General features: G+C 56.9%; 8 protein-coding genes. 3 read left to right on the forward strand and 5 right to left on the reverse strand.

From position 1 onward, the window contains the following. The gene (locus GNG26_RS14835; protein WP_103825076.1) at nucleotides 1–1,137 is read right to left on the reverse strand and encodes a polysaccharide export protein; all 1,137 of its coding nucleotides are present in this window, start codon (nucleotides 1,135–1,137) and stop codon (nucleotides 1–3) included. Nucleotides 1,138–1,828: 691 nt separating this feature from the next. Between GNG26_RS14835 and GNG26_RS14840 the strand changes: the two genes are divergently transcribed. Continuing rightward, nucleotides 1,829–3,412, forward strand: coding sequence for a TerC family protein (locus GNG26_RS14840; RefSeq protein WP_103825075.1), 1,584 nt, complete (start codon nucleotides 1,829–1,831; stop codon nucleotides 3,410–3,412). A gap of 39 nt (nucleotides 3,413–3,451) precedes the next feature. On the opposite strand, the gene asmA is transcribed toward GNG26_RS14840, so the two are convergent. The 3 genes from asmA to udk form a co-directional block, all read right to left on the reverse strand. Beyond that, the gene (gene asmA / locus GNG26_RS14845) at nucleotides 3,452–5,305 is read right to left on the reverse strand and encodes an outer membrane assembly protein AsmA (protein ID WP_156239317.1); all 1,854 of its coding nucleotides are present in this window, start codon (nucleotides 5,303–5,305) and stop codon (nucleotides 3,452–3,454) included. A 27-nt stretch (nucleotides 5,306–5,332) separates the two neighbouring features. Beyond that, complete coding sequence (gene dcd, locus GNG26_RS14850) at nucleotides 5,333–5,914, reverse strand: dCTP deaminase (RefSeq protein ID WP_103180230.1); 582 nt, start codon at nucleotides 5,912–5,914, stop codon at nucleotides 5,333–5,335. An 89-nt stretch (nucleotides 5,915–6,003) separates the two neighbouring features. Beyond that, on the reverse strand, nucleotides 6,004–6,645 hold the full coding sequence (gene udk, locus GNG26_RS14855; protein WP_032612454.1) for a uridine kinase: 642 nt from the start codon (nucleotides 6,643–6,645) through the stop codon (nucleotides 6,004–6,006). Nucleotides 6,646–6,988: 343 nt separating this feature from the next. Here udk and GNG26_RS14860 point away from each other — a divergent pair, with 343 nt between their 5' ends. Next, nucleotides 6,989–10,318 (forward strand): diguanylate cyclase, encoded by a 3,330-nt coding sequence (locus GNG26_RS14860; protein ID WP_156240201.1) that lies wholly within the window; start codon nucleotides 6,989–6,991, stop codon nucleotides 10,316–10,318. Here the strand turns inward: GNG26_RS14860 and alkA are convergent. Next, nucleotides 10,286–11,152 carry a DNA-3-methyladenine glycosylase 2 gene (gene alkA, locus GNG26_RS14865; RefSeq protein WP_156239319.1) on the reverse strand — a complete coding sequence of 289 codons (867 nt, stop codon included), beginning with the start codon at nucleotides 11,150–11,152 and terminating at the stop codon, nucleotides 10,286–10,288. The genes GNG26_RS14860 and alkA overlap by 33 nt on opposite strands. A 133-nt stretch (nucleotides 11,153–11,285) precedes the next feature. Between alkA and yegD the strand changes: the two genes are divergently transcribed. After that, complete coding sequence (yegD, locus tag GNG26_RS14870; protein ID WP_156239321.1) at nucleotides 11,286–12,638, forward strand: molecular chaperone; 1,353 nt, start codon at nucleotides 11,286–11,288, stop codon at nucleotides 12,636–12,638. Nucleotides 12,639–12,777 lie beyond the last annotated feature (139 nt).

Raw genomic sequence — 12,777 nt, forward strand, 5'->3', positions numbered from 1 at the left:
TCACCAGTTGTGGTACTGATGTACCGTGTCGGTCATGGTATGGATATTGTTGATGGTCGGCATCAGCTGGTTCATCACACGGTTCCAGCGCGTTATCGGCGCGGTGGTGACATAGACCACGTCATACGGCTGGAGGCGGAAGCCGGTCGCCATCACCAGTGAGGTGGCATCAGACATATCCAGCTGGTAAACGTTGGCAATCTTGCCGTTCGCATTGTTTCCTGTAATCGGACGGATGACGAAGATACCGCTGGCATCGGAGGTGCTCATATCCAGCCCTTCCGCGTTGCCCAGCGCTTCGGTCAGGGTCATACCGCTCAGGTCCATCTTGAGGGTGCTCTGTTTCTTCACTTCACCCATCACGAACACTTTCAGGTCGTCATTGCGTGGCACAAACAGGATGTCGCCCGGATAGAGCAGACGGTTCTGGCTCAGATCGCCGTTCTGCATCAGCGCCTGCAGGGAGATACGCTCCTCTTTGCCTTTATGGGTCAGCACCACATTGCGCCAGTCGGCGCCATCAGTAAGCCCGCCCGCGGAGTTGATGGCGTCAAGCACCGTCAGCGGCACGTTGGTGATCGGCTGTTGGCCGGATTTATTCACCTGGCCGGAGACATAGACTTTCTGCGAACGGAATGCGGCGATATTAACGTCCACCTGCGGGTCAGCGATGTACTGCGCTAAACGGCCGGTAATATCACTACGGATCTGTGCGAGCGTTTTGCCCGCCACGCGAAGTTTGCCGACATAGGGATAGAACATGGTGCCATCCGCCTGAACCCAGTTGCCGGTATCGCTGGAGCTACGATACTGCCCCGCCGGTGTGGTCAGCTCCGGGTGATCCCAGACGGTGACGTTAATCACGTCCCCGGGCCCGACGCGGTACTGGTAGTTGGCGATCTCCTGGTCGAGATCGACATTCGGCCGAGCGACAATCGGGCGAGGGCGTAATTGTTCAACCAGCTGCGGGGTCATGGGATAAACGTTAACCATGCGGTTGATGTCAAAATCAGCATCCTGCTGTTTAATCACATCCTTACCGGAAGTTGAGATATTGCTGCCGGGGAAGATCGTACAACCACTCATCAAGGTCACAGAGACCAATAATGGCATCAATTTCATTTTGGATTTCATCATTGATTATTTATCACTATGGCAGAGTAATTATCCTGTGCATTTAAATAAGTGCGAAGGCGTATTACTTTTAGCATGCAGTCAATAAAAGAGAAATATAACTGGCATCAGTCCTAAAAGAAGCTTATTCGCTCTCAGGCTATTGACAGAATAATCAAGGCTGATTAACACGCTTTCAGGCACGCTACCGCCCTTGGCTTTCAGTTACCAATCTACTGTTTAAACAGCTAGTTAGGGGCAAACACCCTCTTTGACAGGGTTTAATGAGAAAATATAACGGGCAGGATTAATCCGAACACGATATACATTTTTCAGGTCATTAAACCGACACAGAAATAGCACCAAAAACGACCGCTATTTGATGCTGAAAGAATTGTTGCAGCTATCCGAAAAGCAGGCAAGGAATCATCAACGAAGGCGTGGCTTTTAAGAATAATATTAACGGTCGCATTTCCGTGTTTTTAGGAATAGCTTTATATTGACATTATTAAATAACGCCAGAGACCCTGCGATATTTCTTATTTTAATTTATTCGGAATTATTCCGATATTAACGTACAGAATGCAGGGTTTATTACCGGCCAGATAAGGAAAATCTATGCAGATAAATGCCAGGCCGGCATTGCATTTTTCTGGCGCAGTATCCATGATCGAAATGTGACAATTGTCATATAACGAAAGGTATTACTCTCACTATGGAATGGATAGCAGATCCATCAATATGGGCCGGTCTGGTCACCCTGGTGGTGCTGGAACTGGTGCTCGGTATCGATAACCTGGTCTTTATCGCTATTCTCGCCGAAAAACTGCCCCCTGCTCAGCGCGACCGCGCCCGCATCACCGGTCTGTTAATGGCGATGGTTATGCGCCTGCTGCTGTTGGCCTCTATCTCCTGGCTGGTGACCCTCACCCGCCCGCTGTTTACCGTCCACGGCTTTGGCTTCAGCGCCCGCGATCTGATCATGCTGTTTGGTGGTTTTTTCCTGATCTTCAAAGCCACTGTCGAACTCAACGAAAGGCTTGAAGGTAAGGACAGCGAGAACCCCACCCAGCGCCGCGGGGCGAAGTTCTGGGCGGTGGTGGCACAAATCGTGGTGCTGGACGCCGTCTTCTCGCTGGATTCCGTCATCACCGCCGTGGGGATGGTCGATCATCTGCCCGTTATGATGGCCGCCGTCATTATTGCCATTGCACTGATGGTGATGGCCAGCAAGGCGCTGACGCGCTTTGTTAACGACCACCCGACCATTGTCATTCTCTGCCTGAGTTTCCTGCTGATGATCGGCTTCAGCCTAGTGGCGGACGGTTTTGGTTTCCATATTCCGAAAGGGTATCTCTACGCCGCAATCGGCTTCTCGGTGATTATCGAGGCGCTGAACCAGCTGGCGATCTTCAACCGCCGCCGTTTCCTCTCAGCCAATCAGACGCTGCGCCAGCGCACCGCGGATACGGTTATCCGTCTGCTGAGCGGCAAAAAAGAGGATGCTGAACTGGATGCCCAGTCCGCCTCGCTGCTTGCCGACCATGACAACAGCCCGATCTTCGCCCCTCAGGAGCGGCGGATGATTGAGCGGGTGCTCCACCTGAACCAGCGCTCCGTCAGCAGCATCATGACCTCGCGCCATGATATTGAGCACATCGACCTTAATGCCCCGGAGGCGACCATCCGTGCGCTGCTGGATAAAAACCAGCACACCCGCATTGTGGTCACCGGTAGCGACCGGGAAGAGGAGCTGCTGGGTGTGGTTCACGTGATTGACCTGCTCAATCAGCAACTGCGTGGCGAGCCGTTAAACCTGAGGGTGCTGATCCGCCAGCCGCTGGTCTTCCCGGAAGTGCTGCCGCTGCTGCAGGCCCTGGAGCAGTTCCGTAACGCGCGCACCCACTTTGCTTTTGTGGTGGATGAGTTTGGTTCCGTGGAGGGGATTGTCACCCTCAGCGACGTAATGGAGACTATCGCGGGTAACCTGCCGAACGAAGTGGAAGAGATTGACGCCCGGCATGATATCCAGAAAAACGCCGACGGTAGCTGGACCGCCAACGGCCATATGCCGCTGGAAGATCTGGTGCAGTATGTGCCGCTGCCGCTGGACGATAAGCGCGAATATCACACCATCGCCGGGCTGCTGATGGAGAACCTGCAGCGGATACCCCAGCCGGGCGAAGAGGTGCAGGTGGGTGATTACGCGCTGAAAACGCTGGAGGTGGAGAACCACCGGGTGCAGAAGGTGCAGCTGATCCCGCTGATCACGGAGGATGATGTGGATTACGAGGTGTGATGCGGTTCCCCTCACCCTCTCGGGTGAGGGGAGATAGCGCTACTGAAGCTTATCCAGCAACTTCTTCACATCTTTCCCGTTCTTTGAATCTTTATTCTTCTCCGCCCAGTCGCTCAGACGACGTTTCGCTTCATCCTGGAGATGCTTACGCAGCAGCTGGTCCACCTGCAGGCTGTAGTTCAGTGCCTGCCATTTGCCGTATACGTTCAGCGGGATCGGCGTCGTTTTTAGGAAATCGACCAGCTTGCCTTCGCCAAGCCAGCCCTCCAGCACGCGAACTTTGAAGCGGGTGTCGGCGGTCTCCTTAACCAGATCCAGCGTGCCGTTGCCTTCGAGCATCAACATTGGTGATTCGCCCTGCATCCCCTCCAGCGTCACCTGCCCCTTGTCCAGGGTCAGATCGGTGACAAAGCTGTCCAGACGGGTCGCATTGTCAAAGTTGTCTTTGACCTTCACGTTACTGCTGCGCTCTACCGCCTGCTGCACCAGCTGCTGGAAGTTAAGCCCTTCCATGCGGGTATTGTGCATTTCCAGATGCGCCTTACCCTGCCAGTTGTGGCGGAAGGCTTCCGCGTCAATCTTGCTGCCGGAGAAATCCCCGGCCAGGTTCAGGCTACCGGTCAGCGCAATCGGATAATTAAAAGCCTTCAGGATGGTGCCGATCTCAATGTTATCAAGACGCGGCTGGAAGGTGGTCTGGGCGGTGGCTTTACGCACGTCGAGCGTGCCGGGCAAGGAGAGCTGCCCTTCCCCCAATTTACCGCTCAGTTCCGCAATGGTCAGAAGCCCGTTCTTGTTGCTCATCTGGCTGCTGACCTGAGTGAAGTCCATCCCACGCCAGCGAATGCTGTTGGCTTTGAGCTGGATATCGGCACTGAAGCCGCGCAGACCGTTGTAATCGGGCTCGTCCAGACTGGAGGCGATGACCGGGCGCTGGGCTCTGGCCTGATTTTGCCCCTGCTGTACCGCCTGGTTATTTGCCGCTGCGGTCGCCTGCGCCGGGAGCAGATTTTCCAGATTGAGCCTGTCGAATTGCAGGTTCATGTTCCACTGCGGGTCGGTTCCCAGGATCACGCTGGCCTGCCCGGTAAGGGCGCTGTCATTGGCCTGCAGATTGAGTTGGTTAAGCGCGAGTTGTTTCTGCTCCTCGCGCCACTGAACCTGCAGCGTGCCCTGCCCGCTGATGCCCTGCGCCGGCAGATCGACGCCGGTCAGTTGCCAGGTGAGCTGCTGAATGTCAGCGCTCAGCAGATGCGGATAGTCAGAAGCGTTGACGTTAGCGCTAAACGCGAGGTTCAGATCGCGCTGATTGCGGTTCACGCGGGCGCTAAAATCGATTTTACCTTTGTGATGTTCATCCTGCTCCATCTGCAGGTTGAGATTGCGAACCGTGACCTGCTCATCACCCTCGTGCTGGAACACCAGCACGCTGTCGGCCACCTTCAGACGGCCAATGTCAAATGACCAGCCTGCATCTTCCGCTTTATCGGGAAGGGTATTTTCCCGCGGTGCCACCGGGGCATCGGCATTACGAACTGCTTCGGTCTGCGGGGTCAGCTGGATCACCGCCCCTTTAAGCATCACCTGGTTGACCTGTAGCTGATGCGACAGCAGCGGCATTAACGCCACGTCAAGGCGCATATTGTCGGCAGTCACCAGCGGCTCGGTGGCCCCTGGCGCGGTGAGCGACATGCGCCCGGACAGGATGCTAAGCTGCGGCCAGACGTGCCAGCGCAGCGGGCCATCCAGCTTCAGGACATAGCCGCTGCGCGCCTCCACCTGACGCACCATGTAGGCGCGAAAGTCATTGGGATTGACCAGCAGAACCAACGCTGACAGGCCTGCAATCAGCACCACCAGCAAAATCATCAGCGTTGTCAGAACTCTTCTCATGGCTTCCTCAATGGACCGGATTTAAGCTCAATCTTTATCAATACGACTGGCGACAGCACCCTGCTGATCGCGATATTTAGCGTCCTGGCGGCGGTTGTACGGACGTGCCGCCGGGCCGGTTAACGGCTCGAAACTCAACGCGCCAATCATCATGCCCGGACGCAGTGCCAGGGGCAGTTTACCGGCGTTGAAAAACTCCAGTACGATACGCCCTGACCAGCCTGGATCGATACGGTGCGCGGTCACGTGTACCATCAGCCCCAGACGCGCCAGCGACGAACGCCCGTCGAGCCAGCCGACCAGATCCGCAGGCAGGGTGATGGATTCAAAGGTGACGGCCAGCGCCAGTTCACCCGGATGTAAATAGAACGCCTCGCCGTCGTCCAGCACGATTTCGTCGCTCATCACTCGATCGAGTGCGGCGCTGACTTCATCTTTCGGCCCGCTGAGGTCGATAAAGGGCGCGGTATGGCCGCTAAAGGTACGAAACTTATTCCCCAGACGGACATCGACAGTCACGCCGTTAATGCGCTCGACCGGCGGGCGCGGGGTAATGCTCAGACGTCCTTCGTCCAGCCAGGCTTCAATATCTCGATCACAAAGACGCATCACTTTCTCCTTTCGTGCAGCGCGCCCTCAGGCCACCAGAGCCGGAGGGCGAGCCCGGTTATCTTTGAACGGTACACAATTCGCGCGTGTTATTCAAAAAACTGGCTGATTTTCGCTTTCAGAATATCAATAGCGATGCGGTTTTTACCTCCGCGCGGCACGATGATATCGGCGTACTGTTTGGACGGTTCAATAAACTGCAGGAACATTGGGCGGACCGTTTTCTGATATTGCGCCATCACCGAATCCATGGAGCGGCCGCGTTCGTTCACGTCGCGTTTGATACGGCGCATCAGGCAGATATCGAGCGGTGTGTCGACAAAAATCGAGAAGTTCATGGATTCGCGCAGACGGGCGTCGGTGAGCAGCAGGATCCCTTCGAGGATAATGACCTTTTTCGGCGCAATGCGCACCGTTTCCTGCAGACGGGTGTGTTCAACATAGCTATAGACGGGCAGCTCAATGGCGGTACCGTTCTTCAGAGCCTGAAGATGCTGGAATAACAAGCTGTGATCCATCGCGCTGGGATGGTCATAGTTGGTCTTGACACGCTCTTCCATCGACAGATGGCTTTGATCTTTGTAATAGCTGTCTTCTGGAATAACGCCGATGTGCTCATCACCGACCTGTTCACGTAATTCACGGTAAAGCGTACTGGCAATGAGACTTTTACCTGAAGCCGATGCGCCGGCGATGCCTATAATGACGCACTGATGAGACTTATCAGTCATAAATTTTGCGACCTGAGTAACCTGGATGTAAGGAAGGACGACGCCTGAGCGTCAAACGCGGCAATTATAGGGATTTCATCGGCCTGATACCAGCCGAATAGAAATGTTATGCGAGACGCGTTCAAAGACAGTGCAGATTATTCCTGATACAAATTTTTTCGGCTACTTTTCCAGCGCCTAAGATGAATTTTTTGCAGGATAAGTATTTAATAATGCTGTGATGTCAATTTATGAGCGCATACCATATAAATTGTAAATTGTTTGTACTAGCATGAAGAAAATTAAAAAATGAACTCGTCCGGAGCAGACTCCTGGCGGCATGGCGTCTTCGGATAAAGCGGTAATGAATAAAAAATACCAGCGCGTTTTGGTCACTACGCCACATCCTCTACTACGGCTTGTCAGTCTTGGACTGGTTACCTTTATATTCACACTTTTCTCGCTCGAATTAACGCGTTTCGGCACTTTTTTAGCGCCTTTATGGTTCCCCACCTCTATTATGATGGTGGCGTTCTACCGCCATGCCGGAAAGATGTGGCCCGGCATCGCCCTCGCCTGTAGCGTCGGTAATATCTTCGCCACCTGGCTTATCTTCTCCTGGGATGCCATCAACCTGTGGTATACGGGCATTAACGTCCTGGAGGCAATTGTCGGCGCGTTATTGCTGCGCAAACTGCTTCCCGGTTACAACCCTTTGCAGAATCTCGGGGACTGGATCCGTCTGGCGCTCGGCAGCGCGCTGATCCCGCCCCTGCTGGGTGGCGTACTGGTCTGGCAACTGGTCCCGAGCGACGAGCCGCTGCGCAGCTTTATGGTCTGGGTGCTGTCAGAATCTGTCGGCGCGCTGGCGCTGGTGCCATTAGGGCTGCTGTTCAAGCCGCACTATCTGCTGCGCCATCGCAACCCCCGCCTGCTGTTTGAAACCCTGCTGACCATGGTGGTGACGCTGCTGCTCAGCTGGATCGCCCTGCATTTTTTGCCCTGGCCCTTTACGGCCATCATTGTCCTGCTGATGTGGAGCGCCGTGCGTCTGCCGCGTCTTGAAGCCTTCCTGGTCTTCCTGGTGACGGTAATGATGGTGTCGTTGATGATTGCCAAAAATCCGGTCCCGCTGACCACGCAAAATTTTGGCGCGATGACCAACGCTCCGTGGCTACCCTTCCTGATGATGTTGCTGCCCGCCAACGTAATGACCATGGTGATGTATGCGTTTCGCGCCGAGCGTAAGCACATTACCGAAAGCGAAGAGCGTTTTCGCAACGCGATGGAGTATTCCGTTATCGGTATGGCGCTGGTCAGCACCGACGGACAGTGGTTGCAGGCGAACAAAGCGCTGTGCCAGTTCCTGGGCTACTCCCAGGCCGAGCTGCGTTCCCTTAGCTTCCAGCAACTCACCTGGCCGGAAGATTTAGAGAGCGATCTGGAGCAACTGGACCAACTGCTGCAAGGCAAAATCAACAGTTACTCGCTGGAAAAGCGCTACTACACCCGCAGCGGCGAGGTGGTCTGGGCGCTGCTGGCGGTCTCCCTGGTGCGTCACGCCGATGGTACCCCGCTCTACTTTATTGCCCAGGTCGAAGATATTAACGACCTCAAGCATACCGAATGGGTGAATAAGCGTCTGATGGAACGTATTACGCTTGCCAACGAGGCTGGCGGGATTGGCATCTGGGAGTGGGATGTCAAACCCAACGTCATCAGCTGGGATAAGCGCATGTTCGAACTGTATGAAGTGCCTCCCCACGTTAAGCCTACCTGGCAGCTCTGGCATGAGAGCATGCTGCCGGAAGATCGTGCCATGGCGGAACAGGTGGTACGGGATTCGCTGGCGGCCCGCGTTCCGTTCAAGCTGGAGTTCCGTATCCGGGTGAAAGACGGTGTCCGGCACATTCGCGCTCTGGCGAACCGGGTGCTGAATAAACAGGGCGAAGTGGAACGCCTGCTTGGTATCAATATGGATATGACCGAAGTCAAAGAGCTGAACGAGGCGCTGTTCCAGGAAAAAGAGCGTCTGCATATTACTCTCGACTCCATCGGCGAAGCGGTGCTCTGTACCGACGTGAATATGAACGTCACCTTTATGAACCCGGTCGCGGAGAAGATGAGCGGCTGGCTGCAGGAAGAGGCGCTGTCCCAGCCGATCCTCTCGGTCCTGCATATCACCTTCGGCGATAACGGCCCGCTGATGGAGAACATCCACAGCGGAGATATGTCCCGCAGCGACATCGAACAGGATGTGGTGCTGCACAACCGCAACGGCGGCAGCTATGATATTCACTACAGCATTACCCCGCTAAGCACCCTCGACGGACAGAACATCGGCTCGGTGCTGGTTATCCAGGACGTTACCGAATCGCGCAAAATGCTGCGCGAGCTGAGCTATAACGCCTCTCATGATGCCCTCACCCACCTGGCGAACCGCGTCAGTTTTGAGGCTTCCCTTAAGCGGATGTTGCACACCGTGCAGGAGACGCGCCAGCGTCATGCGCTGGTGTTTATCGATCTGGACCGTTTCAAAGCGGTCAACGACACCGCAGGCCACGCGGCGGGGGATGCGCTGCTGCGGGAGCTCTCCTCCCTGATGCTGAGCATGCTGCGTTCTACCGATATGCTGGCCCGTCTGGGCGGGGATGAGTTTGGCCTGCTGCTGCCGGACTGCAACACGGAAAGTGCGCGCTATATTGCCGGTCGCATCATCGATGCCATCAACGGCTATCACTTTATGTGGGAGGGCCGCCTGCACCGCATCGGCGCCAGCGCCGGGATCACCCAGATCGACGAGCGCAATAACCAGGCCTCAGAAGTGATGTCGCAGGCCGATATCGCCTGCTACTCGTCGAAGAACAGTGGCCGTGGCGTGGTGACGGTGTATGAACCGCAGCAGGAGCGAATGCTGAACGCGCCGGGTGCTATCTCGCTGGACGAGCAGTGGCATATGATCAAAGACAATCATCTGCTGATGATCGCCCGCAGCGTCGCCTCGCCGCGCACCCCTGAAAGCAGTACCTTCTGGATGCTTGCCCTGCGCCTGTGGACCAACGACGGCGAGATGCTCGAAGAGCAGGCTTTCCGGGCGGGGCTGGCGGAGCCGGAGTTAATCCATGCCCTGGACAGACGTATTTTGCAGGAGTTTTTCCGCAACTTCGCCACCCCATTGACCAACAAAGGCACCGGGGTCGCCCTGCCGCTCTCCATGGCCGGTCTTGCCAGCGCCACGCTGGTGGATGAACTGCTGGAGATGCTGCACGCCTGTCCGCTGCAGACGCGCCTGCTACATCTGATCGTTAACGTCAGCGTCCTGACGCAGGAGGATGACAATACCCACCACAATCTGCAGAAGCTGCGTGAAGCCGGATGCCGTATCATCCTGAGCCATGTGGGCCGCGATATGGAGGTGTTCAACCACCTGAGCGCGCAGATGGCCGATTATCTGCTCCTCGACCCCGAGCTGGTGGCGAACGTTCACGGAAATCTGATGGATGAGATGCTGGTGACCATTATCCAGGGCCACGCCCAGCGGCTGGGCATCAAAACAATCGCCGGGCCGAGCAACCAACCGATCATGATGGATACCCTCTCCGGCATTGGCATCGACTATATCTACGGCAATACCATTGGCGAGCCGCAGCCGCTGGAGCTGCTACTGAATACCAGCTACTTCGGCATCAACTGACGGCGTCCAGCCGTCGGTGTACCAGATATGCAGCAGGGCGTACGAGCGCCACGGCTGCCAGCGTTCAGCATAGCGGCGGATTTGCGCCGGCGTCATCCCGGCAAAGCGCTGCTTAATCAGATAATCATCCGCCAGAAAGACATCTTTTGCCTGCCAGCCGCGCAGGGCAAAGTAGTTTGCCGTCCAGCGGCCAATTCCGGGCCGGGTCTGTAGCCCTTTAATCGCGCTCTCAATATCGGTCGGGGCCTCTGTCGGGAAATCCCCCGCCATGACCGACCGGGCCAGATGGATCAGCGACTCTGCGCGTTTCAGCGGCATGCCCAGCGCTTTCAGCGCCAGCGGATCGGTTTGTGCTACCGCGGCAGGCGTCGGGAAACAGCGATAGCCCGGCGCCTCCGGCAGGGGTTCACCACAGAGCGCCACCAGCTTCGCGGTGAGCTTCGCGGCCATCGCCACGCTGACCAGTTGGCCGAGGATGGCGCGCACGCCCTGCTCCCAGGTATCCATCGAGCCCGGCAGGCGCAGGCCAGGCCGCGCGGCGCCGAGCGAGCCCAGCGCCTGGGCGATCTGCTGCGGATCGCAGTGCAGATCGAACAGGCGGGTAAGCCGTGCCAGGCAGAGATCGGCAATGGGCAGCAGGCCCTCGCTGAGTACCACCTCCAGCGTGCCCCCGGGCTGCGGGGTGACGCGGATCAGCCCCTGATGTCCCTGGCAGGCAAAGCTGCGGGTATAGTCGGTGGGGGTCACGATTTCAATCCCGGCGACCGCACGATCGCCAAGAAATTTCAACATCCATTGCCAGTCATAGGGCGGCTGCCAGGTGAGGGTAAACATCGTCGCTCCTTTTTTTGTTCTGTCACAGCATAAACGGAGATTGCCACCTGCGCCTTGCTTTCATATTCCTGTTGTCGCCAGCCAGACATTTCGCTACAGTCTCGCCCCTTCTCAATGGCATGGGGACGCTGAAGTGTTTATCGGATTTGACTATGGCACCGCCAACTGTTCAGTTGCGGTGATGCAAAACGGGCAGCCGCAGCTGCTGAAAATGGAAAATAACAGCACGCTGCTGCCGTCGATGCTCTGCGCACCGACCCGCGAGGCGGTGAGCGAGTGGCTGTACCGCCACCATCAGGTTCCGGCTACCGGTACGGAAACCCAGGCGCTGCTGCGTCGGGCGGTGAGCTTTAACCGCGAAGAAGATATCGACGTCACCCCGGGCAGCGTGCAGTTCGGTCTGTCGTCGCTGGGTCACTACATTGAAGATCCGGAAGAGGTCTACTTCGTTAAGTCACCAAAATCCTTCCTCGGCGCCAGCGGCCTGAAGCCGCAGCAGGTGGCGCTGTTTGAAGATCTGGTCTGCGCCATGATGCTGCATATTCGCCAGCAGGCCCAGACGCAGCTGACGGATACGATCGCCCAGGCGGTGATTGGTCGGCCGATTAACTTCCAGGGGCTGGGGGGCGATGAAGCGAACCAGCAGGCGCAGGGGATTCTGGAACGTGCTGCGCAGCGTGCCGGGTTCCGCGACGTGGTGTTCCAGTATGAGCCGGTTGCCGCCGGTCTCGATTTTGAAGCAACCCTGAACAGTGAAAAACGGGTACTTGTCGTGGATATCGGCGGCGGGACCACCGACTGCTCGCTGCTGCTGATGGGCCCGCAGTGGCACCAGCGCCAGGATCGCGAGAGCAGCCTGCTGGGGCACAGCGGCTGTCGTATCGGCGGTAACGACCTGGACATCGCCCTGGCCTTTAAGAGCCTGATGCCGCTGCTCGGCATGGGCGGGCAGACCGAAAAAGGCACCGCGCTGCCGATCCTGCCGTGGTGGAACGCGGTAGCGATTAACGATGTGCCAGCGCAAAGCGATTTCTACAGCGTCGCCAATGGCCGTTTCCTTAACGATCTGATCCGTGACGCCCAGGATGGCGAAAAAGTGGCGCTGCTGCATAAAGTGTGGCGTCAGCGCCTGAGCTATCGGGTGGTACGTAGCGCCGAAGAGAGCAAAATTGCCCTCTCCGAGGCCGCAGAGCACGCCGTAACGCTGCCGTTCATCAGCGATGAGCTGGCGACAGCCATCAGCCAGCAGGGGCTGGAGGCGGCGCTGGCGCAGCCGTTACAGCGCATCCTCGAGCAGGTGCAGCTGGCGCTGGATAACGGCAACGAAAAGCCGGACGTGATCTATCTCACTGGGGGTAGCGCCCGTTCGCCGCTGATCAAAAAAGCGCTGGCGCAGCAGTTGCCGGGCATCCCGATTGCCGGGGGTGATGATTTTGGCTCCGTCACCGCCGGGCTGGCGCGCTGGGCGCAGGTGGTCTTCAGCTAGGGTGGAAATGCCGGGTGTCGTTTGTGTAGGCCGGGTAAGGCGCAGCCGCCACCCGGCACGCAGACCGCACCGGCCTTGCCCCGCGCCATTCGGACAATTCCAGACAGTCTTTCATATTTCCTCCATTTTTCCGCTCAAT

The organism is Leclercia sp. J807 (assembly GCF_009734465.1).
GTDB lineage: Bacteria > Pseudomonadota > Gammaproteobacteria > Enterobacterales > Enterobacteriaceae > Enterobacter.

Bases quoted from the DNA above. Each gene is read 5' to 3' on its own strand.
- GNG26_RS14835 (WP_103825076.1), bottom strand. From the start codon at position 1,137: ATGATGAAATCCAAAATGAAATTGATGCCATTATTGGTCTCTGTGACC.
- GNG26_RS14840 (WP_103825075.1), top strand. From the start codon at position 1,829: ATGGAATGGATAGCAGATCCATCAATATGGGCCGGTCTGGTCACCCTG.
- asmA (WP_156239317.1), bottom strand. From the start codon at position 5,305: ATGAGAAGAGTTCTGACAACGCTGATGATTTTGCTGGTGGTGCTGATT.
- dcd (WP_103180230.1), bottom strand. From the start codon at position 5,914: ATGCGTCTTTGTGATCGAGATATTGAAGCCTGGCTGGACGAAGGACGT.
- udk (WP_032612454.1), bottom strand. From the start codon at position 6,645: ATGACTGATAAGTCTCATCAGTGCGTCATTATAGGCATCGCCGGCGCA.
- GNG26_RS14860 (WP_156240201.1), top strand. From the start codon at position 6,989: ATGAATAAAAAATACCAGCGCGTTTTGGTCACTACGCCACATCCTCTA.
- alkA (WP_156239319.1), bottom strand. From the start codon at position 11,152: ATGTTTACCCTCACCTGGCAGCCGCCCTATGACTGGCAATGGATGTTG.